General features: G+C 61.9%; 25 protein-coding genes and 1 pseudogene. 7 read left to right on the top strand and 19 right to left on the bottom strand.

Annotation, left to right across the window (positions count from 1 at the left end; all coding sequences use genetic code 11):
- The first annotated feature begins 49 nt into the window (after positions 1-49).
- The 4 genes from OGR47_RS20800 (at position 50) to OGR47_RS20785 (ending at position 2,122) form a co-directional block, all read left to right on the top strand.
- On the top strand, positions 50-931 hold the full coding sequence (locus tag OGR47_RS20800; protein WP_253948150.1) for a DUF3560 domain-containing protein: 882 nt from the start codon (positions 50-52) through the stop codon (positions 929-931).
- A gap of 36 nt (positions 932-967) precedes the next feature.
- Complete coding sequence (locus OGR47_RS20795; RefSeq protein ID WP_165055533.1) at positions 968-1,339, top strand: hypothetical protein; 372 nt, start codon at positions 968-970, stop codon at positions 1,337-1,339.
- Positions 1,340-1,461: 122 nt separating this feature from the next.
- Entirely contained in the window at positions 1,462-1,791 is a 330-nt protein-coding gene (locus OGR47_RS20790) for a hypothetical protein (protein WP_165055531.1), read from the top strand.
- Positions 1,792-1,852: 61 nt separating this feature from the next.
- Positions 1,853-2,122 (top strand): hypothetical protein, encoded by a 270-nt coding sequence (locus OGR47_RS20785; RefSeq protein ID WP_165055530.1) that lies wholly within the window; start codon positions 1,853-1,855, stop codon positions 2,120-2,122.
- Between the two features lie 60 nt (positions 2,123-2,182).
- Here the strand turns inward: OGR47_RS20785 and OGR47_RS20780 are convergent, their stop codons facing one another.
- Complete coding sequence (locus OGR47_RS20780) at positions 2,183-2,827, bottom strand: helix-turn-helix domain-containing protein (RefSeq protein WP_165055529.1); 645 nt, start codon at positions 2,825-2,827, stop codon at positions 2,183-2,185.
- Between the two features lie 477 nt (positions 2,828-3,304).
- Between OGR47_RS20780 and OGR47_RS20775 the strand changes: the two are divergent.
- Positions 3,305-4,598: pseudogene (locus OGR47_RS20775) on the top strand (IS701 family transposase).
- Positions 4,599-4,700: 102 nt separating this feature from the next.
- Here OGR47_RS20775 and OGR47_RS20770 read toward each other — a convergent pair.
- From OGR47_RS20770 to OGR47_RS20720, 11 genes are all read right to left on the bottom strand, one after another.
- Positions 4,701-5,510 (bottom strand): class I SAM-dependent methyltransferase, encoded by an 810-nt coding sequence (locus OGR47_RS20770; RefSeq protein ID WP_165055527.1) that lies wholly within the window; start codon positions 5,508-5,510, stop codon positions 4,701-4,703.
- A gap of 2 nt (positions 5,511-5,512) precedes the next feature.
- Entirely contained in the window at positions 5,513-5,704 is a 192-nt protein-coding gene (locus OGR47_RS20765) for a hypothetical protein (protein WP_165055526.1), read from the bottom strand.
- Between the two features lie 24 nt (positions 5,705-5,728).
- On the bottom strand, positions 5,729-6,757 hold the full coding sequence (gene arsB / locus OGR47_RS20760; protein ID WP_165055570.1) for an ACR3 family arsenite efflux transporter: 1,029 nt from the start codon (positions 6,755-6,757) through the stop codon (positions 5,729-5,731).
- Positions 6,758-6,838: 81 nt separating this feature from the next.
- Positions 6,839-8,608, bottom strand: a complete 1,770-nt coding sequence (gene arsA / locus OGR47_RS20755; RefSeq protein ID WP_165055525.1) for an arsenical pump-driving ATPase — start codon at positions 8,606-8,608, stop codon at positions 6,839-6,841.
- A gap of 9 nt (positions 8,609-8,617) precedes the next feature.
- Complete coding sequence (arsD, locus tag OGR47_RS20750) at positions 8,618-8,977, bottom strand: arsenite efflux transporter metallochaperone ArsD (protein WP_165055524.1); 360 nt, start codon at positions 8,975-8,977, stop codon at positions 8,618-8,620.
- Between the two features lie 10 nt (positions 8,978-8,987).
- Positions 8,988-9,410, bottom strand: coding sequence for an arsenate reductase (glutaredoxin) (arsC, locus tag OGR47_RS20745; RefSeq protein ID WP_165055523.1), 423 nt, complete (start codon positions 9,408-9,410; stop codon positions 8,988-8,990).
- 2 nt (positions 9,411-9,412) lie between these two features.
- Positions 9,413-9,940, bottom strand: coding sequence for an arsenate reductase ArsC (locus tag OGR47_RS20740; RefSeq protein ID WP_165055522.1), 528 nt, complete (start codon positions 9,938-9,940; stop codon positions 9,413-9,415).
- On the bottom strand, positions 9,937-10,431 hold the full coding sequence (locus OGR47_RS20735) for an ArsI/CadI family heavy metal resistance metalloenzyme (protein WP_165055520.1): 495 nt from the start codon (positions 10,429-10,431) through the stop codon (positions 9,937-9,939). Before OGR47_RS20735 ends, OGR47_RS20740 begins: the two co-directional genes overlap by 4 nt.
- Positions 10,400-10,768, bottom strand: a complete 369-nt coding sequence (locus tag OGR47_RS20730) for an ArsR/SmtB family transcription factor (protein ID WP_165055518.1) — start codon at positions 10,766-10,768, stop codon at positions 10,400-10,402. The genes OGR47_RS20735 and OGR47_RS20730 overlap by 32 nt, the downstream gene beginning before the upstream one ends.
- A gap of 52 nt (positions 10,769-10,820) precedes the next feature.
- Positions 10,821-11,048, bottom strand: a complete 228-nt coding sequence (locus OGR47_RS20725) for a GDCCVxC domain-containing (seleno)protein (RefSeq protein WP_246729843.1) — start codon at positions 11,046-11,048, stop codon at positions 10,821-10,823.
- A complete protein-coding gene (locus tag OGR47_RS20720) occupies positions 11,048-11,476 on the bottom strand; it encodes a mercuric transporter MerT family protein (protein WP_165055517.1) in 429 nt (142 codons plus the stop codon). Before OGR47_RS20720 ends, OGR47_RS20725 begins: the two co-directional genes overlap by 1 nt.
- 69 nt (positions 11,477-11,545) lie before the next feature.
- On the opposite strand from OGR47_RS20720, the gene OGR47_RS20715 reads away from it, so the two are divergent.
- Both OGR47_RS20715 and OGR47_RS20710 read left to right on the top strand, forming a co-directional pair.
- A complete protein-coding gene (locus OGR47_RS20715) occupies positions 11,546-11,953 on the top strand; it encodes a MerR family transcriptional regulator (RefSeq protein ID WP_165055515.1) in 408 nt (135 codons plus the stop codon).
- Complete coding sequence (locus OGR47_RS20710) at positions 11,946-12,983, top strand: transposase (RefSeq protein ID WP_165055514.1); 1,038 nt, start codon at positions 11,946-11,948, stop codon at positions 12,981-12,983. The genes OGR47_RS20715 and OGR47_RS20710 overlap by 8 nt, the downstream gene beginning before the upstream one ends.
- A 208-nt stretch (positions 12,984-13,191) precedes the next feature.
- On the opposite strand, the gene OGR47_RS20705 is transcribed toward OGR47_RS20710, so the two are convergent.
- The 7 genes from OGR47_RS20705 to OGR47_RS22000 form a co-directional block, all read right to left on the bottom strand.
- Positions 13,192-13,485, bottom strand: coding sequence for a hypothetical protein (locus OGR47_RS20705; protein ID WP_165055512.1), 294 nt, complete (start codon positions 13,483-13,485; stop codon positions 13,192-13,194).
- Positions 13,486-13,558: 73 nt separating this feature from the next.
- Complete coding sequence (locus tag OGR47_RS20700) at positions 13,559-14,281, bottom strand: peroxiredoxin-like family protein (RefSeq protein ID WP_165055511.1); 723 nt, start codon at positions 14,279-14,281, stop codon at positions 13,559-13,561.
- 4 nt (positions 14,282-14,285) lie between these two features.
- Positions 14,286-14,831 carry an SRPBCC family protein gene (locus OGR47_RS20695; protein ID WP_165055510.1) on the bottom strand — a complete coding sequence of 182 codons (546 nt, stop codon included), beginning with the start codon at positions 14,829-14,831 and terminating at the stop codon, positions 14,286-14,288.
- 152 nt (positions 14,832-14,983) lie between these two features.
- A complete protein-coding gene (locus tag OGR47_RS20690) occupies positions 14,984-15,565 on the bottom strand; it encodes a TetR/AcrR family transcriptional regulator (RefSeq protein WP_165055508.1) in 582 nt (193 codons plus the stop codon).
- A gap of 94 nt (positions 15,566-15,659) precedes the next feature.
- Entirely contained in the window at positions 15,660-16,211 is a 552-nt protein-coding gene (locus tag OGR47_RS20685) for a helix-turn-helix domain-containing protein (protein WP_165055507.1), read from the bottom strand.
- Between the two features lie 84 nt (positions 16,212-16,295).
- On the bottom strand, positions 16,296-16,499 hold the full coding sequence (locus OGR47_RS20680) for a hypothetical protein (protein ID WP_165055506.1): 204 nt from the start codon (positions 16,497-16,499) through the stop codon (positions 16,296-16,298).
- 972 nt (positions 16,500-17,471) lie between these two features.
- On the bottom strand, positions 17,472-17,801 hold the full coding sequence (locus OGR47_RS22000) for a DDE-type integrase/transposase/recombinase (RefSeq protein WP_416374450.1): 330 nt from the start codon (positions 17,799-17,801) through the stop codon (positions 17,472-17,474).
- Between the last annotated feature and the right edge of the window lie 325 nt (positions 17,802-18,126).

Raw genomic sequence — 18,126 nt, 5'->3', positions numbered from 1 at the left:
CGCAAAGCGGCGCCGGGCCGCTCCCCGCACTTTTTCTCAGGGCCGACCCATGCGCGCTTATCTGGTCACAGGCAAAACCTACCCCGTTCGCCGCGAATTGCGAGCTGCTGGCGGCCTTTGGTCACGCGACCGAATGGGCTACCTTTTCCGCGTGGAGGACATGGCGCGCGCGGCGCCGCTCATCGAGCGCGCGCGCCTCGGCGCCGGCGAACTCGAGATCGCAGACGACGCATTCGAGCCCCTAACGGGCGAAGCGTTGCGCGCTTATCGGCAGGACCGCCAAGAGCGGCGCCGACTACGCCTTTTGAAGCGCGCCGACGCGGCCGACAAACGCGCGCAGACGGCGCACAACCGCATCGCGCCGCATGAGCGGGAATTTCTCGCGCTTGGAGAGCCCGTAAAACTCGGCCACCACTCCGCGCGCCGTCACCGCAAGCTCATCGAGCGCGCCGACAAGGCTTTCATGAACGCGGGACAGGCCCTCGCGGAGGCCGAGAGCTTGCGCCGAAGCGCCGAGACGCTCGCACCCGTCCGCGTCAAAGGCGACGCGGAGACCCGCCGCCAGATCGAGCGCTACGCGAACGCCGCCGCTATTGGCGTTGGCGACACGATCAAGGACCCGATCTTTGGCGAAGGCGTCGTTGTTAGCGCCAACCCGAAGACTTTCACCGTCAATTATACCGGCCGGGGCTTCTCGCAGACCATAGACAAATCATGGGCCACGCTTGTCGCCAAAGGCTCCCCGGAGAATATCCCCGAGCCCAAATTTAAGGCCGGTCAGAAGGTCATCGCCAAGCGCCTCGCCGCGACATTCGAAGGCGTCATTAAGCGAGTGACCCGGCGCGGCTACCGCGTCCAATACGAAATCAACGGCCGCCCCTACAGCGACACCTTTTCAGAAGGCGCCCTGGAGCCCCTCCCCCTCGCCTAACGCAGATCATCACCGCTCCCAGAGAAAGGCCCGCCGATGAAACAGCCGAAATTTGACCGCAGCGCCGTCATGCGGCGCGCCAACAAACTTGTTGGCGAGGGAGTGTCCCGCAAAATCGCCATGGCCCGCGCGTGGAAGGAGCAGGAGGCCGCCCGATCGCAGAACAACGCGCCGCTCGCCGCCCTCGCCTCGCGCCAGCAGCCGGGCGCCGCCGCCGCCGCCCTGCGCCGCTACGGCGTGGAGCCCGACGTCTTCGCGATCGCCGCCAAACGCCTTGCCGAAATGGCCTCCGCCGCCGTCAAAGCCGCCGCCGCTGCAACCCGCCGCGGCGGTCCTGTCGCAGCCCTGCCGTACGACCCCCGCCGCGCCATCGAGGCGCGGCGCGGGTCCGATGGCGTCTACCGCTAACCGGCGAACACGCCCGCGCCGAGCTTGATCGGAACATCGACGCCCGACCTGCAATTTGACAAAAGCGCCGCTGTCCCTCTACATAGGGACGGTGGCGCGCGTCACGCCCACAGAGGTTTGAAATGGCCGACGAACCCGAAAACTTGATCCTGCACCTTTTGCGCGACGTGCGCGAACGGATGGCGACGAAGGACGACATCGCGGACTTGCGCTCGGAAATCGCCGATGTGCGCTCGGAAGTTCACTCCCTTCGCGCCGATGTAGCGTCCGACCTAATGACGATCGAAAAACGCATGGGGGATCAGGAAAAGCGCCTATCCGACCAAATTGTAGGTCTACGTCGCGCCGTGGTCGAATATCACTCTTCGGCTATCGGTCACGGCGTACTCATCAGCGAAATCGACGAACGACTGAGAGCCGTCGAGCGAAAGCTGAACATTGAAACTCATTGACCAAGCCAAATCCAGGGACGCCGGCTAAGGGCGTCCGCCGCCTTTCCGGAGAACGTGCGCCATGACCCCCGACACCCTCGCCGCCGCCGGCGAACTACTCGCCGGAGCCGAATGGCAAACCGCCCTTGCTCGAATGCTTGGCCCGTTGCATCCGCAGGGCGCCCGCGAAAGCCTCGATGTTAGCCTCGTTCGTAAATGGGTGCGGCAAGAGCGAGCAATTCCGGCCTGGGTACAGCCCGCCCTTGCGAAACTGCTGGCAGAGCAGCCCGCGAAGCTCGCGAAACAGGCCCGTAAGTGCGAGGCGCTCGCCAAGCGCCTGGCGCCCTGTTGAGCGGCCCTATGGCAGCTCGCCTAGCGGCGCAGGCCCCAACCCGTGCCTGCCCGCTCCCCATCACGCTTTGCGCTTCGGCCGCTCTTCCCCGAGCAGTTCCGCAACGCTGATCCCCAACTGTTCGGCCACCCGCACCAGCGTCAAAAGAAGCACCGGCGCAGTTCCGTTCTGAATCTTATAAAATTGAGGCTGCGACAGCTTAATTTGCCGTGCGAAATCCAGCTTCGTCATTCCAGAGCGCTCCCAGTGCTCAAAGATCACTTCTCCGAGCGCGTCCAGATGGTCTTCATAGCGATTTGCGGGCGCCTGCCGCCGCTTCACCGCAGGCGGGGGCTCAAACAACTCCGGCAGAGTGATTTTTAGCGCAGACGCGATCTTTTCCAGCGTTTGCAGCGTTGGGTTTCCCACACGCCTCTTGATCTCACGAAATTGCGTGTACGAAATCCCCAGAACCATCGTCGAAAAATCGCCCTTCCTCATCCCCGACGCTTCCGTCGCCAGAATGATATGATCCGCGATATTTTTCACGACCGAGCTTTGTAGCAGTTCCTGCCGCTCTTTCTGGTAATCGCGTCCTTTCGGCCGGTAGCCCCTATCCTTGCGCTCTTCTTTCGCTGGCGGACTTCCCGCTCCTCGCGACTTCTTCGCCATATCCAAGCCTTCAACTATTGTGCCGCTCTCCATCAATCGCAGATTCTCGCTCATTTGCCATGCGCTATGTCACTTATAGCACGCGAATAAGCATAAATTAACGCCGGCTCCCGGCCGACCGCTCACGAACGGCGACGCGCAACGCACTCATCGCCGTGGCGACCGGAGCCGTTGCGAGTTGACTTTGCTTACGTTATTTTTTTCAATTGCGCCGAAGCGGCAAACGCTGCCCTTTTCACAAACCTCTAGCGGCGCTCTGTTTCGGACTTCAAATAGTTGATAATCCCTGGAAATTGGCCGGTCCCTGCTTTTCCGCGATCTCGCTACTTGTTTGCCACAAGCCCCCATCCGCAGCTGCTCGGCGCCGGCGGCCGCTACGCTGCCTTCTGGCGGGCCCGCCCGCGCCGCCTCCGAAGGCTAGGCGCCCGGGAATACGAAAAAGCCCGCCAGAGGCGGGCTTCGCGGGTTAGCACTACTTTGGCAGATTTTTGAGAGGTCGCGCTTTTTTGGGATTCCCTCGGATCATTTTGCGTGATTCATGGGTGGTCGGCATCTTGGAGGGCCGGCCATGGACGAGAGCTGGAAGTCTGATCTCGAGCGGTGGCTGGCGCCTTTTATCGGTGCGCTTCGACACAAGGCGCGGGCGCGGATGTGCCCGGCCTATGTCGCGGGGCTGATCGGCGTGGGGGATCGCAAGAGCGTCCAGCCTATGGCGGCGCGCGATGGCGACGTTGGATACGACCAGCTTCATCACTTCATCGCCAGCGGCGTATGGGACGCCGCGCCGCTCGAAAAGGCGCTGCTTGTCGAAGCTGATAAGATGGTCGGCGGCGCCGACGCTTGGTTGATCGTAGACGATACGGCTTTGCCGAAAAAGGGCGCGCACTCGGTCGGCGTTGCGCCGCAATACGCCTCGTCTCTTGGAAAGACCGCCAACTGCCAATCGCTGGTCTCGCTTACTCTGGCGTCGCGCGAGGTTCCGGTGATGGTGGGGTTGCGGCTATTCCTGCCTGAGAGCTGGACAGGCGATCCCCGGCGCATGGCGCAAGCGCGCGTGCCGGAGGACAGGCGGGCCGCGCTGAGCAAGCCGGAGATCGCGATCGAGGAGATCGACCGCGTCATCGCCTCCGGCGCGCGTTTTGGCGGCGTCCTAGCCGATTCAGGTTACGGCTCGAGTGGGCCTTTCCGTCAGGCCTTGAGCGCACGGGGTCTGCTGTGGGCGGTGGGCCCGTCACGAGGCCAGAATGTCTATCCGGCGGACGTCACTCTTGCATTCCCTGTTGCAAAAGCAGGAAAGCCCCGCAAATACCATATCCCGGAACAGTCCGCTGTTTCCGCGGAAGCGGCGTTATCCGACGCGAAATGGCAAAGGGTCAGTTGGCGGCGGGGCACGAAAGGCCGGTTGACGTGCCTCTTCGCGGCGCGCCGCATTCGTGTCGCCGATGGCCACAAGCACCGCATGCGCGATCATCGCATGCAACGTATGCCGGGCGAGGAAGTCTGGCTCGTCGGCGAACGCCGATCGACAGGCGAGCAAAAATACTATGTGTCCAACTTGCCAGCCGATGCGAGCCTCAAAACGCTCGCCGCCACGATCAAAGCCAGATGGATTTGCGAACAAGCTCATCAGCAGCTCAAGGAGGAACTCGGCCTCGATCACTTCGAAGGTCGATCCTGGACGGGCTTACATCGACACGCCTTGATGACAATGATCGCTTACGCCTTTCTCCAGTCCCGCCGCCTCAAAGCAGCGGGACGGAAAAAAAAGAGTCGGGGGACCGCCGCCACAACCGAGCATGCCCGCCATCCGGCAGGCCATCCTTGACCTCTTCACGCGGCCGCCGCCCAAGCGATGCCCGCATTGCGACAAGCCGCTCCTCAAACCGGTTAAGCCAAATCTGCCAAAGTAGTGTTAGTTAGGCGACTCCTACTTCGTCGCGACCCCGTAAACGACATTGGTCGCAATGGCCTTGCATCCAAGAATAGCCGCGAGGTTCTTCTCGCGGACCCGCGCGAGCGTCGCGGCATTCAGCTGGGCGAGAGTGCCGCGATAGCCGCTGCCCATGGCGATGAGCCACCAATCCTCGGGGGCATTGAGCGGGTGGCTTCCGGCTTCCGCGACAATTTCCGCCTTCTCGATTCCAGCCTCGCCGAGCATCTGGCGGAGCCCCGCAGGCGTTGAAATCCGCTCCCACGGGTTGAAGCCCTTTGTGAGGTCGGGGCGTTCCGCGCGAATAGCTTCCCAAAAGGCGCTATTGGCGGGCTCGAAGAGGTCCGGCCCCCATGTGGTGATGGCTAGCCGCCCGCCGGGGCGCAGCATGCGCCACAGTTCCTTGGTGGCCGCCACCATGTCGGGGACGAAGAAAATCCCGAAGACGCAGACCGCGACATCGAAGCTGGCGTCGGGATAGCCGAGCGCCAGCATGTCCTCTGCCCCGAATTCGATATTGCCGAGGCCCTTGGCGCGCGCCTTCGCCGCCCCCAAGGCGACGAGCCGCTCAGCGAGATCGACCGCGACAACCTTTCCCTGCGGCCCGACAGCTTCGGCGGCGGGCAAGGCCGATCCGCCGCTTCCGCAGCAAACATCGAGAACCGTCTCACCCTCACGCAGACCGAGGCGCTCGACGGTCTGTTGACCGAAGCGATGCCAGAAGGAGCTGACGGGATGGTCAAAATGATCCGCCGCCGCGTTGTAAGCAGCGGCAGCTTTGGCTTTCGCCTCTTCCAGTTCACTCATTGCTAGCCAATTCCCTCGACGATTCGCCCGGTTCCGTCACAGCGTTCGCAGGGCTCTTCTGTCGGCAGGCCGGTCTTCTTGTCGACCTGTTTGCCGGTCCCGTGGCAGTCGGGGCAAACATCCTCCCCGGTGCCGGGCGTGCCGGCTTCCGGGTCGTCGTCAGGCGTGTGGTGGCGAAGCGGATTTTTTGACATGCGATGCCCCGTCCGAGTTGTGAGCTAGGCCGCTCTGTGTTCATACCATCCGCGCGAGCGGCGGACGATATGGACGACCGAGAGCATGACCGGCACCTCGACGAGGACGCCGACGACCGTCGCCAGCGCCGCCCCCGATTGGAAGCCAAACAGCGCAATTGCCGTCGCGACTGCCAGCTCGAAGAAGTTGCTTGCGCCGATCAATGCCGACGGACCGGCGATGCACCACTCGACGCCGAGGGCGCGGTTGAGAAGGTAGGCGAGGCTCGAATTGAAATAGACCTGAATCAGGATCGGCACGGCCAGCAGGCCGATGACGAGCGGCTGGCGGATGATCTGTTCGCCTTGCAGGCCGAAGAGAATGACGAGCGTTAGCAGCAGGGCCGAGAGCGACAGGGGGCCGAGCCGCGCCAGCGTCATCTGCAAGGCCTCCTGTCCGCCCCGCGCCAGCAACGCCCGTCGCCAGAGTTGCGCGACGATGACCGGCACGACGATGTAGAGCAGGACTGAGAGCAGCAGCGTGTTCCACGGCACGGTGATGGAAGAGAGGCCGAGCAGCAAGGCCACAATCGGCGCGAAGGCGATCACCATGATGCTGTCATTGAGGGCGACCTGCGACAGCGTGAAATGCGGCTCGCCCTCCACGAGGTTTGACCAGACGAAGACCATGGCCGTGCAGGGCGCGGCGGCCAGCAGGATCAACCCGGCGATGTAGCTGTCGATTTGGTCGGCAGGCAGGAACGGCCTGAACAGGTGCGAGATAAAAATCCAGCCGAGCAGCGCCATGGAGAAGGGCTTTACCAGCCAGTTAATCCCGACCGTGACGGCAATCCCGCGCCAATGCTCCTTGACCTGCCCGAGAGCCGCAAGGTCGATCTTCAGCAGCATGGGGATAATCATCAGCCAGATCAGCACGGCGACTGGCAGATTGACCTCGGCGACGGTCGCGCCGCCTATGGCGCGGAAGACGGCAGGCATCGCCTGACCGAGGACCACCCCGGCGACAATGCAAAGCGCGACCCAGAGCGTCAGGTAGCGCTCGAAGACGCCCATGACGGGCGCTTGGCGGGCCTGCGGCGGGCGCGTGAGGGTTGAGGCTTCACTCATGGCCGTTACTCTTCCTCTAAAGCAGGCTTAGGCCGGTTCCCTGATGGGCGCGGCCAGTTTGAGAAGGCGTTCGACGCCGACGGGTTCTTCCTCACGCAGCGGCACGGCGGCGTAGCGGCGGGCATGGGATGTTTTGACTTTCTCCACTTCCGCCAGCTCGTTGTGGGCGCGCTTGCGTAGCAGGGGCGACCGCGGGCGCGCCGCCGCGACGCTGTTATTGATGACCCATGCCCATGGCTCGATCCCGGCGCGCCGCAGATCGGCTTGCAGGCTGGCGGCTTCGAGGACTGGTGTCGTTTCGGCCAAGGTGACGATCAGCACTTTGGTCCGGTTGGGGTCCTGAAGCTGCATCATCGGGGTCGTGTAATGCGCGCCTTTGGCGTCCAGCATGCGCGCGACCTCACGGTGATAGGCTCCCGTCGCGTCCAACAGCAGCAGCGTGTGGCCGGTCGGCGCGGTGTCCATGACCACGAATTTTTCGCCCGCCTCGCGGATGATGCGCGAGAAGGCCTGAAAGACCGCGATTTCTTCGGTGCAGGGCGAGCGCAAATCCTCTTCGAGCAAAGCGCGCCCTTGAGCATCGAGGCTCGCGCCTTTCGTGCGCAGCACTTCTTGCCGGTAACGCTCGGTCTCGGCGTGGGGGTCGATACGGCTAACCGTCAGATGAGCCATGGAGCCGTGCAGTGTCTCAGTGAGATGCGCGGCAGGGTCGGAGGTGGTGAGGTGAACCGGCAGCCCGCGCCGCGCCAGCTCGACGGCAACCGCCGCCGCCAGCGTCGTCTTGCCGACGCCGCCCTTGCCCATCAGCATGACCAGCCCATGGCCGTCGGCGGCGATGTCATCCACGAGATCGGCGAGGCTCGGCGCGCGCAGCGCGACCGGCTCCCCGCCCGCCGCGCCCAGCTGGGGCGCGGTTTCAACTAGAAGCTGGCGCAGGGCGGCGAGGCCAACGAGGTTGAACGGCTTCAGCGGCACATCATCGCGCGGCAGCCTGCGGAGCGCATCAGGCATCGCGGCCAAGGCCGCTTGCTCGCGTCCGTAGATGGCCTTGGCGAGTGGATCGAGCGCCGCCTCTTCCTTGGGCAACAGCCCGTTGACGATAAGAAATTGCTGGGTGAGGCCGATTGCGGCCAGCTCGCCATGGGTGCGCGCCGCTTCGCGCAGCGCCGAATTCTGGGCGCGGGCGACGAGCACCAGGCGGGTGCGCTGTCCATCCGCGAGCGCCTCCACGGCGGCCTTATATTGGGCGCGCTGCTTTTCGAGGCCCGCCAGCGGCCCAAGGCATGAGGCGTCACCCTGCCCTGCTTCGAGGAAGCCCGACCAAGCGACGGGCAGCTGCAACAGCCTGATGGTGTGGCCGGTCGGCGCGGTGTCGAAGACAATATGGTCGTAAGCCGAGGTGATTTCCGTATCGGTGAGCAGCGCGGTGAATTCGTCGAAGGCGGCGATTTCCGTCGTGCAGGCTCCCGAAAGCTGTTCCTCAATGCCTTTGACCACGGCCTCCGGCAGTTTGCCGCGCACCGGACCGACAATGCGGTCGCGGTAGGCTTGCGCCGCTGCTTCCGGGTCGATTTCAAGGGCAAACAGCCGGGGAACATCGCTAATCGGGGTGATCTTGTTCCCGATCGAACCCCCGAAAACTTGGCCGACATTCGAGGCCGGGTCGGTGCTGACCAGCAGCACCCGGCGGCCCGCTTGCGCGAGCTGGATCGCCGTGGCGCAGGCCAGCGAGGTCTTGCCGACCCCGCCCTTGCCGGTGAAGAAGAGGAAACGCGGCGCGCCTTCGAGGAATCTCATGGGGTTACCTCAGCAGCAGGAGGTCTTGCCGCCGCAGCATGAGCCTTGATGCGCTTCGGCGGCTTCCTTGACGCCCGCCCAGCGCGCCAGCTCGGTGCGGTTGGGATAACGTCCGGCAAGCGCAATGTCGCCATTGACGAGGATCAACGGCAGCGCCTCCTGACCGGAGCGCTCAAGAAAGCCTTTCACCGTGGCGTTGTCGGCAAAGGCCATGGGTTGCTGCGCAAGGTTGAAGCGCTCGATTTGCGCGCCGCTCTTTTTCGCCCAATCGACATCCGCCGCGAAGGCGATAAGCGCCTGATCCGCATCGACGCCGCAGACGCCGCTGCTGCAACAAAGGGCGGGATCGAAAACGTGAATGGTGGTCATGTCAGTCCTTTCAGGATTGGGGTTGAGCGCCTTTGCCGGTGACGACTTCGCCATCTTCCTTGGTGAAATCGCCAATCACCGGATTGGGCAGAATATCGAGCACGGCCTCGGAAGGGCGGCACAGCCGCGCGCCCTTCGACGTTACAACGATAGGCCGGTTGATGAGGATCGGGTGTTCGAGCATGAAGCCGATCAGCTCATCTTCCGTCCATTTGGGATCGGCAAGGCCGAGCGTGTCATAAGGAGTTCCCTTCTGCCGCAGCAGCTCGCGCGCAGAAATGCCCATGGCCTTGATCAGCTCGACGAGCCGCGCGCGCGTCGGCGGGTCTTTCAGATATTCGATGACGACCGGCTCTTCGCCGCTTTGGCGGATCATCGCCAGCGTGTTGCGCGAGGTGCCGCAGGCGGGGTTGTGGTAAATCGTGACGGACACCCTTACGCCTCCGTTTTGTGGCCGTGGGTCGCGCCTTCCGCCTCGCCGATTTCGCGCAGGCGGTTGGTCAGCGCCAGCTTATCGAGGCGGGGAATGGGCGTCGCCAGCAGGAGGGAAATGCGCGTCTTCATGTAGCGGAAGGCGAGATTGAAGGCCTTCTGCTTCTCCAAATCCGAGCCCTCGACAGCGGCAGGGTCTTCGATGCCCCAATGCGCGGTCATCGGTTGGCCCGGCCAGACCGGGCAGGCTTCGCCCGCCGCGCTGTCGCAGACCGTGAAAACGAAATCCATCTTCGGCGCGTCGGGTCCGGCAAACTCTTCCCAGCTCTTCGAGCGGAAGCCGTCGGTTGGATAATCATAGGCCTCAAGCGTCTTCAGCGCGTAAGGGTTCACCACGCCCTTGGGATGGCTCCCCGCCGAAAAGGCCTTGAAGCGGCCCGCGCCGTCCTTGCGCAGAATGCCTTCGGCGAGAACCGAACGCGCCGTGTTGCCGGTGCAGAGAAAGAGGACATTGTAAACGCGCTCGGTCATTTGTTGGCTCCCGTTCCAGAACAACAAGCGGCTTCAACGACTGGCGCAGGCTTTGAGCCGCAGCAGGGAGAGGACTCCCCCTTCCCGCCGGTGCGGAATCCCGCTAGCCTCGTGTCATCGCCAAAGACTGTGCTTTTGCCGGTCGTCAAAAACGACTCCCACAGCAGCCCTTGCGGGTCCGAGGTCCACGCCTTTTCGGACTCGGCGTAGCAGCAGGTTGTCGCGCCTTCTTCCAGCATAGGCCGTTCAGCCTGTTGCAGGCGGCCATAGACTTCTTTCAGCTCCTCGGGCGTCTCGACCTGAATCCCGAGATGATCGACGCCCGCCTTTCCGCCGCGCGCCGAAATCGCGAAATTCACGCGCGGATCATCGAGCATCCATTTGGCATAGTCGGGTTTGGCGACGGTGGGTACAGCCCCGAAAAGCGCGCTGTAAAAGCGGACAGACCCCGCAAGGTCATCAACGGACACGTGCACGTGCAGGCGTTTCATGGCGTTCCTTTGGCTGGCAACTTGAAGGAGTGGCGGCTTCGCAAGAGGCGTCTGCGCCTTGGCAGCAATTCTCGGTCATGTAAGCGAGCAGCGCGTTCATGACCGGATAGGCCGCCGAGTAGATCAGCGACCGGCTTTCGCGCCGGAAGGTTATGAGGTCCGCGTGTTTGAGCTGGGTGAGGTGAAAAGACAGCGTCGCGGGCGCAAGCCCCAGCCGCTCGCCGATTTGTCCCGCAGGAAGCCCCTCGGGTCCGGCCTGCATGAGGAGGCGGAAAATATCGAGACGGGTCTCGTGACCGAGCGCGACAAGGGCGGCTATGGCTTCTTGTTTTTCCATGTTTCTAATATGATGGAAATATGAGGCGTGTCAAGCCCGCCGAGCCGTGCTCCTATGCGCCGGAGCAGCATGCGGCGGGGCGTCGATGTTCTCTTGCGTCTTGAATTGGCGGGCATGGCACGTCGCCATAGGAGCAGAAGACGCAACAGTCCCCAGCCTTTGGCTTTAGCAGCGCACCGCAGCCCTTGCATTCATAGACGAACTGGCAGGCATCGGTCGGCATCATCTCAGCCGACTGGTGACCGCAGGACGGGCAAGTGATTTTCGAGACGAGCTGCATCAGCGGCCCCGCACCAATTTGAGCAGCGCGGGGTCGATGTAACCCCAGCTTGCCGCCGCCAGCACGGTTATCGAGGCGCAGAGCAGAAGCGCGAGCGTTGCACGTGAGTGTTGCGGCGACGCACAGCTCGCCCCCGAAACGCAAGCAATTGGCCGCTTCAACCACCACGCGCCCCACCCGCCGACAATCGCCAAGGCGCTGATCGAGAGAAGCGGGACGCGCCATTCGACGATCATTTCCAGCCCGCCGAGAATTCCCGCGCCCGCGCCAAGCGCAGCGAGCCCAAGCGGGATCACGCAACACGAAGACGCGACGACCGCGCCGAGTCCGGCGACCAGTCCCAAGGCTGCGAACCATTTTGGCGAGGCTGGCAGACCGGGGGGAGACGAAGCGGCTGGCGTTGCTTCTTGCGCTGTATTGATGGTCATGGCTCGCCCTTGCGTGATGGTTGGGCTATCCTGCACCCCGTAGCGACTACAGGTGCAAGCGAAAAATCCATGAAGGCCTTGACCATTGGGCAGCTCGCAGCGGCGGCGGGCGTCAATCTTGAGACTGTGCGCTATTATGAGCGCATCAAGCTTATGCCGCCGCCCGCAAGAACCGCGAGCGGCTACCGTGCCTACGAAGAAGGGCATATTCGAAGATTGGCCTTCATCCGGCGCGCCCGCGAGCTTGGATTCAGCATTGAGCAAATCCGGGCCTTGCTGGCTCTTGCCGAGCCTTCCCGCATTTCTTGCGCCGAGGTGAGAGAGATCGCCCGCGCACATCTCGACGACGTGCGGCTGAAATTGGCCGACCTTGCCAGACTGGAAGGCATTCTCGCCGACACAATCTCGGGCTGTTCCGGCGACCCCGCCCCTTCCTGTCCTGTGCTCGACATGCTGGCAACATCGGGGCGTGCATAACAACTACAACTGCGCCGCTTCCAAATTCGTGTTTCGCCAGTTCACCCTTCTTTGCAAGCGTCTCGTTCTATTTGGGCGCGAGCTTCTGGCCGTGGACGGCACGCGCATCAAGGCGGTCAACAACAAGGACCGCAATTTTACCCGCAATTCGTTGGAGAAATTCATCGAGGCGGCGGACGAACGTCTGGAAGAATATCTGCAGCGGCTTGACGAGGGCGATGCCGCGGAAAGCGGAACGGGTGGCGCTCGGACGAAAAATCTTGCGGAAAAAATCGAAGCGCTTCGCAACAAGCGCGGTCGTTACGCCGTGCGGCTCGCGGAGATGCAGCGAACCGGCGAGGCCCAAGTTTCGCTGACCGATCCCGACAACCGGGCGATGGCCGCGCATACGAAAGTTGGAGTCGGCTACAACATCCAGGTCGCCATCGACGCCAAGAACAAAATGATCGTCGAACAGGCCGTGACCTATCAGGTCGTGGACATGGGCCTGCTGACCCAAACCGCCGAGCCTACCCGGGCCATCCTCGATATAGCGACCATCGATGTAGTCGCCGATCGCGGCTACTTCAAAATCGAGGACATCGAGGCTTGCGAGAAAGCTGGCTGCGTTCCTTTTGTTCCCAAGCCGCAGCGTGGATCGTCGGTGCGCGAGGGCTTTTTCCGCAAGGACGAGTTTCGCTACGATCCGGAGCGGGACGTATTCATTTGTCCCGCCGGGCAGATTCTGGTTTGCCCGATGCGGTCGCGTTGCACCAACGGCTATCGTAAGGTCTCGCGTCTGGAGAACGAGGCGGTGCTCGACCGCATGGCGGCGCGTCTGAAGGCGCGGCCGGAAGTTCTCGACCGCCGCCGAGAGACCGTCGAGCATCCCTTCGGCAGCATCAAACAATGGATGAACCAGGGTGCGTTCCTTATGCGCGGCCTCGACAAGGTGCGCGCCGAGTTCAGTGTGACCGCGTTCGTCTACAATTTAAGGCGGGCCCTCAATATCCTCGGTGTCGAGGCCATGATGGAGGCCGTCCGTTCGTAAAAGCCGCGCCGTCAGGCCAAATCCGGGCTGTCACGACCAGTTGGACGCCGTAGGCGTGCTTGGTGAATTTTCCGACCATAGCGACCAAAACCCGCCATTGCGCGGCGCGCAGTCGGCCGTTCACGCAAGAAAAAGCTTTTCACACAGTCTGCACGAATTATGCATAAGCGTGGTCCAGAAAATCAGGCGATCGTTGCGTCTTGCCGCTTCAGCCACTGACAAACGAACGCGCTTCTTCGGATACAGCAATGGCGAGCCGCTCATCATCTGTGACCACGACGGCCCACTCCTTCATCGCGCCGCGTGCTCCTTCGTAGGGCTCGAGTTGCCCCGCCGTCATCAGCGCCGCGACGCGAGCAGCGGGAAGCTTTACAATGAGCCGTCCCTTGCTGACTTTCGCGAACACCTTGCCAGCGATCCTCAAGCAATCGAATCCGAACAGCTTTACCCGCTCGGCGCGTGGCTCATTATTACGGAACGCTTCCGCGATGACCTCGAACATTTGGGCGCCCATCGGCTGCACGTGCGTCTCGTTCGACTTTGGCCCGCCCTTGGACACTAATTTTCCGGCCTTTTTACACATACGACGGCATCCCACCTTGTCCTACATCAGCGTCGGCACGCAGCCATGCGATGAGATCGACCGGGTCCTGCCGCTCCAGGTAATTGGGATCAATAACCCGGTATCTCACGCGACCGTCCCTCACCACGAACGTCGCCGGCACAGGAAGTTCCCAAACCCCATTGACCTCCTGAAGATCAAGGTCGAGCTTTCCGTAGATATCCTTGACCACTGCATCAACGGGAAATGAAATGCCAAGCTGGCGCGCAAGCTCATTGTTGCGATCCCACAAGAATGTAAAGCCTGCGGCGGCTTTCTGTTTTGTCTCTGCTTGCGCCGTCGATTTTTCCGGCGCCACGGCAAAGATTTCGGCATTCAGCGCTGCAAGATCCTGGTGGTGCTGCTGTAGGGCTTTGAGTTCCAGGTTGCAGTAAGGGCACCAACCGCCGCGATAAAACTTGATGATCATCGTGCGATGGCTCCAATGATCGCTGGCGCGCACATTGTTTCCGGCGTCGTCCCGCAATTCGAAATCCGGAAATGCCGCACCAACCTTTGGCGCAGACCGCCCTATTCCCTCTTCCACAAGCCGTGCCACGAGTGCGCGGAACGCGTCGATGTAACCCGGCGGCAGGCGCTTCTCCGCCGCCGCGGTGAATGCGGCGATCTGCTGGGTGAGCGACTGATTTGAGTCGAGGATTTCCGGATCGATGCTGTTTGCTGCTTGCTTACTCATGATCTTAGGCCACCCGCCGCGCTTTGCCGCCCTTGCCGCCGAGCTGCTTTTGCAAATTGACGAAAGACATGTTCAGCATCATCGGCATCATGCGCGCCGCCATGAAACGCATGAGGCCCGGCTGCCAATCGAAATAGGTGCGGAACACGAACTCGCTGCCTCCGTTACCATGCGGGCGGACAAGGAAGACAACGGAGTGATCACGCGTCGGCATCATCATCTTGCTCTTCGGCTGAAAGCTGAAAGCATAACCATGCGGCGGATTCCACCAAATCACGCGCTCGAAAACGTCGCCCATCATGCTGAATGAGCAGCTGCGCTCCGAACCGACACCACACGCCGACGGCCCGTTCTCGGAAGCCGCGTGACTCATTTGCAGCGATTTGAGCATGGGCAGCCATTTGCTCATTGAAGCAGGCTCAGAAACCACGGCGAACATCTTCTCCGGCGGTACATCGTAGTAACCCACTCCTTCGAAGCGCAGCGGCGCCCGAATTTTCTTCACGACATCTGCGAAGCCGCGGTCGTTTCCGACAGCTGAAAAAGTCATGATCTGCTCTCCACGTCTTATATCCTGGCGTCACCGACACCGCCTTCTTCCTGTGGCATCGCTGCGCGCTCTAGGTTGTGTTACCAGAACACGCGTTCTGGTAAGAGTCAATAGAAATCAAGAACGGCCGTTCTGGAATTATTTTTAGGCGCTTAAACCAAGGTGCCGAGGCTGACGCTGACGAAATTGGTGATGACACGCGGCTCTGCATGCGACCGTGCGAGCGCCGCCAAAGTCTGTACGACACCCGCAAGGAAGTCAGCTTCCCGCTTCGAATCGAAGCCGCCGCTCAATTCACCCCGGGCGACTGCAGTGCATAGCGCGGCTTCAAAGCCCGTGGAGAGGTAGGTCCGAAATTCAGCAACTTTGCGGGCTGCGACCTTGTCGTGCGGGGCGACCTCACTGGCCGTATTCCATAGCAGACACCCGATCCGCCCTGATGGCTTGGCCGCGAATTCCCCGAGCCTCGACACGAAGTTTTTGATTGCGTCGAGCGAGGCGTCTTGCTGATGCAGGACACTCGCCAGCTCTCCCACCACGGTCGTCATGTAGTGATCGAGCGCCGCAAGAAACAAGCCGTGTTTGTTTTCATACACCCCGTAGAGCCCGTAGCGACTTACGCCCGTGGCCTCCACCAGGTCCTCGATTGAGGTCGCGTAGTAGCCGTTGCGCCAGAACACCTTCATGGCGGCATCGAGAGCAGTCGCAGGATCGAATTCGCGGGTTCTTGCCATTCGCCATCAGCCGTCTTAAAATAACAGAATATGTATTCTGTAGCATAGCCTACCGCGTGTCCAGTTTCATGCCGCTGATATCGGGGCTGGCGTTTTAGCCGGAGTGTGTCTGCAGTTCCTTGGTGGCGTGCTGAATCCGGCTCGTGGCGTCGTCGATATAAGCGATCAGCGTGCATTCCGGGCCGCGGTTCTCGAACCAATAATCCCGCGAGCCGTCGATCTGGCCGAGTTCGCCGACGCGCTCGCGCTGATGCCGGGGCTGATGAACCGAAGGGAGGCGCTGCTTTCGGTCTCTCCAAAGACTCTCGGCTATCATCCAACGCCGCACAGTCTCGACGCGTGCATACAGCCCATGCCGCTCGACCAACTTCTCAGCCGCGAGCGTCGGGCCAAAATCCGCGTAGTTGGCCTTGATGAGCGCCAACGCTTCGGCCCTGACGATTTGCGGATATGATCGGTTGCTCGGCTTGCCGCCGCGCTTCGCCGATGGCCCGTCCGTCCGATGGACCTTCAGAAACCGAAAGACCTGCCGCGGCGTCACGCGCAACAACTGCGCTGCATCCCAAGCTGAAATCCGCTCCGCAACGACATCCCGCAAAACGTGCAACCGGTCGATCTCCGCACAGCTCATCAACAACACCGTCATCACTCACTCCTCCAAAGCCGGCCAGCTGAGTATGAGTGACATCTCTAACGGGGAGAGCGGTGACCGTTCCAATGACTGGTTACATCACGCGCCCCAATAGCTTTGCAGCGAGAGAGCCAAGGCAAACGCATAGGCCATGCGAGCGTCGAGCGCTTCGTCCGCAGCCTTCACGAAGTCATGCGGGCGATGCGCCCGTAACGCGTCGCCCATGCGACGATGGGCGCGCATTACGGCGACAAACGCGATGACGGGCGGGCTCTCCGCGTCGGCCCAGTGGTCATTAAGCATGGCGCGCTCTCGAAGTGATCGACGCGGGCTAGCAGACAAGCGACTTACCGGCACCGATCACGGCGGCGACGTCCTGTAACTCCGCGATGATGCGGGGCGCGCAAGGCTCTTTGCTCATACGCCACTCTGCTACGTGCGACGCGACAAAATCAGCGGCCATCGAAGCCAGGAGAAGGCGGCAATTGCGCTCTATGGCGAGCATCTAAACTTCCATTCTGAAAAGGCTCATTAAGGCGTTCTCTTCGCAGCGAAAACAGCGGCGAGAGGGTTACAGAAATTTCCCTTGCCGGCGGGAGTGCCATAAGTCATGGGCTGCGGTAAAAGCTCAGGCGGGAAGCGATCTTGCTGGTGATGGCACGACGCTATCGACGCAATCGAGGGCAGCAACCGCAGTAACGGCCCGACGAAGATCAGCCGATCAGCCATCACAGCGTTCCGCTCGTTCGTGGACGAGGCCGCTGGCGAGCGCGTCCGCAAGGGAACATCCGAGACGAGCGCGCAGCGACCGGGTGAGGGCGTCGCGGGCAGGCTGGCGTCCTCGCGGGCGGCGCGAATTTCGCGGGCAAGGCGCACGATCTCGGTCGGAAGCCCGATCAGGACAACGGCGAGTGCCCGAGGCGACAAGCAAACATTCAAGCATGTTAGGTCCATGTGCTAATCGGAACCAGCGCGAAAGAAGTTTGGTCGACCGATTCCGCGCAGGTCCTTGTGGATCGGGGCTCGGCGGGAAACCGTCGGGCCTTTTCTTCTGGCCGTAAGCGGCCCCGCACGGCGCTCAGGCCGCTACGTAGCGAAGCGGGTCTTTGACGGCCCGCATGTAGGTTGAGACGCGGGAGCCTTACCGGCACAACGCGGTCTTCGGCAAAGGCCTTCCGGGCGGCAGCATCGTTCTCGCGCTTGCTGACGGCGGAAAAATTTCGACGAATCTCTGGAGTCACCTCCATGAACGAAAACCTTGCATCGCCGCTCGCGCTATCGGATGGGAACAGGCGAGTTTTCCGCGCGGTTGTTGAGGCCCTTGTGTTGGCGATGCTCTCCTTTCGGCATGATCTTGCGCCGGGCGGCTCTGTAGGAGCCGAGTTTGTCGGGGATCATGCACTTGGCAGGACAACCTTGCTTGCGCAAAAGCCGCTCCAACAACCGCTTGGCGGCTCGAGTATGACTCGGTATCCGGACGATTTCGTCAAGCATATATCCTTCTTGATCGACCGCGCGCGAGAGATAACGCGTTTCACCATTGATCGTGACCACCACTTCGTCGAAATGCCAAATGTCTTGTCGTCTCGGCTTCTTTCGCTTCAAGCACCTGACATAGCCCGGTCCAAAGTTTTGAGCCCAGGCGCGAACTGTCTCGTAGGGATCCCACCATCCCACTTTCGAGCAGCAGTTCCTCGATCAGTCGCAGGCTCAGCGGAAGTCCAAAATATAGCGACACTGCGTGGGCGAAGATCTGCGGCGGAAAGCGATGGCGCTTGTAGCTGACGGGCGAGGGGTTCATGCAGCCTGAATGGCCCACCGAAGCCTACCCGCCGGTTAATGTGACATCACCCCCAGAAGTGCGAAGAACGCGGTCCTATTCGCGCACCCGCGACATTCAGCGGAATGTGGAAAATGCCACTGATGTTGA

Origin of the sequence: Methylocystis sp. MJC1, from assembly GCF_026427715.1 — a bacterium.
Classification (GTDB): domain Bacteria; phylum Pseudomonadota; class Alphaproteobacteria; order Rhizobiales; family Beijerinckiaceae; genus Methylocystis.
This window is presented reverse-complemented; position numbering and strand designations above follow the sequence as displayed.

Excerpts from the sequence above, each read along its gene's own strand:
- OGR47_RS20800 (WP_253948150.1), top strand. The coding sequence starts at position 50 with ATGCGCGCTTATCTGGTCACAGGCAAAACCTACCCCGTTCGCCGCGAA.
- OGR47_RS20795 (WP_165055533.1), top strand. The coding sequence starts at position 968 with ATGAAACAGCCGAAATTTGACCGCAGCGCCGTCATGCGGCGCGCCAAC.
- OGR47_RS20790 (WP_165055531.1), top strand. The coding sequence starts at position 1,462 with ATGGCCGACGAACCCGAAAACTTGATCCTGCACCTTTTGCGCGACGTG.
- OGR47_RS20785 (WP_165055530.1), top strand. The coding sequence starts at position 1,853 with ATGACCCCCGACACCCTCGCCGCCGCCGGCGAACTACTCGCCGGAGCC.
- OGR47_RS20780 (WP_165055529.1), bottom strand. The coding sequence starts at position 2,827 with ATGAGCGAGAATCTGCGATTGATGGAGAGCGGCACAATAGTTGAAGGC.
- OGR47_RS20770 (WP_165055527.1), bottom strand. The coding sequence starts at position 5,510 with ATGAGTGAACTGGAAGAGGCGAAAGCCAAAGCTGCCGCTGCTTACAAC.
- OGR47_RS20765 (WP_165055526.1), bottom strand. The coding sequence starts at position 5,704 with ATGTCAAAAAATCCGCTTCGCCACCACACGCCTGACGACGACCCGGAA.
- arsB (WP_165055570.1), bottom strand. The coding sequence starts at position 6,757 with ATGGGCGTCTTCGAGCGCTACCTGACGCTCTGGGTCGCGCTTTGCATT.
- arsA (WP_165055525.1), bottom strand. The coding sequence starts at position 8,608 with ATGAGATTCCTCGAAGGCGCGCCGCGTTTCCTCTTCTTCACCGGCAAG.
- arsD (WP_165055524.1), bottom strand. The coding sequence starts at position 8,977 with ATGACCACCATTCACGTTTTCGATCCCGCCCTTTGTTGCAGCAGCGGC.
- OGR47_RS20740 (WP_165055522.1), bottom strand. The coding sequence starts at position 9,940 with ATGACCGAGCGCGTTTACAATGTCCTCTTTCTCTGCACCGGCAACACG.
- OGR47_RS20735 (WP_165055520.1), bottom strand. The coding sequence starts at position 10,431 with ATGAAACGCCTGCACGTGCACGTGTCCGTTGATGACCTTGCGGGGTCT.
- OGR47_RS20730 (WP_165055518.1), bottom strand. The coding sequence starts at position 10,768 with ATGGAAAAACAAGAAGCCATAGCCGCCCTTGTCGCGCTCGGTCACGAG.
- OGR47_RS20725 (WP_246729843.1), bottom strand. The coding sequence starts at position 11,048 with ATGCAGCTCGTCTCGAAAATCACTTGCCCGTCCTGCGGTCACCAGTCG.
- OGR47_RS20720 (WP_165055517.1), bottom strand. The coding sequence starts at position 11,476 with ATGACCATCAATACAGCGCAAGAAGCAACGCCAGCCGCTTCGTCTCCC.
- OGR47_RS20715 (WP_165055515.1), top strand. The coding sequence starts at position 11,546 with ATGAAGGCCTTGACCATTGGGCAGCTCGCAGCGGCGGCGGGCGTCAAT.
- OGR47_RS20705 (WP_165055512.1), bottom strand. The coding sequence starts at position 13,485 with ATGTTCGAGGTCATCGCGGAAGCGTTCCGTAATAATGAGCCACGCGCC.
- OGR47_RS20700 (WP_165055511.1), bottom strand. The coding sequence starts at position 14,281 with ATGAGTAAGCAAGCAGCAAACAGCATCGATCCGGAAATCCTCGACTCA.
- OGR47_RS20695 (WP_165055510.1), bottom strand. The coding sequence starts at position 14,831 with ATGACTTTTTCAGCTGTCGGAAACGACCGCGGCTTCGCAGATGTCGTG.
- OGR47_RS20690 (WP_165055508.1), bottom strand. The coding sequence starts at position 15,565 with ATGGCAAGAACCCGCGAATTCGATCCTGCGACTGCTCTCGATGCCGCC.
- OGR47_RS20685 (WP_165055507.1), bottom strand. The coding sequence starts at position 16,211 with ATGACGGTGTTGTTGATGAGCTGTGCGGAGATCGACCGGTTGCACGTT.
- OGR47_RS20680 (WP_165055506.1), bottom strand. The coding sequence starts at position 16,499 with ATGCTTAATGACCACTGGGCCGACGCGGAGAGCCCGCCCGTCATCGCG.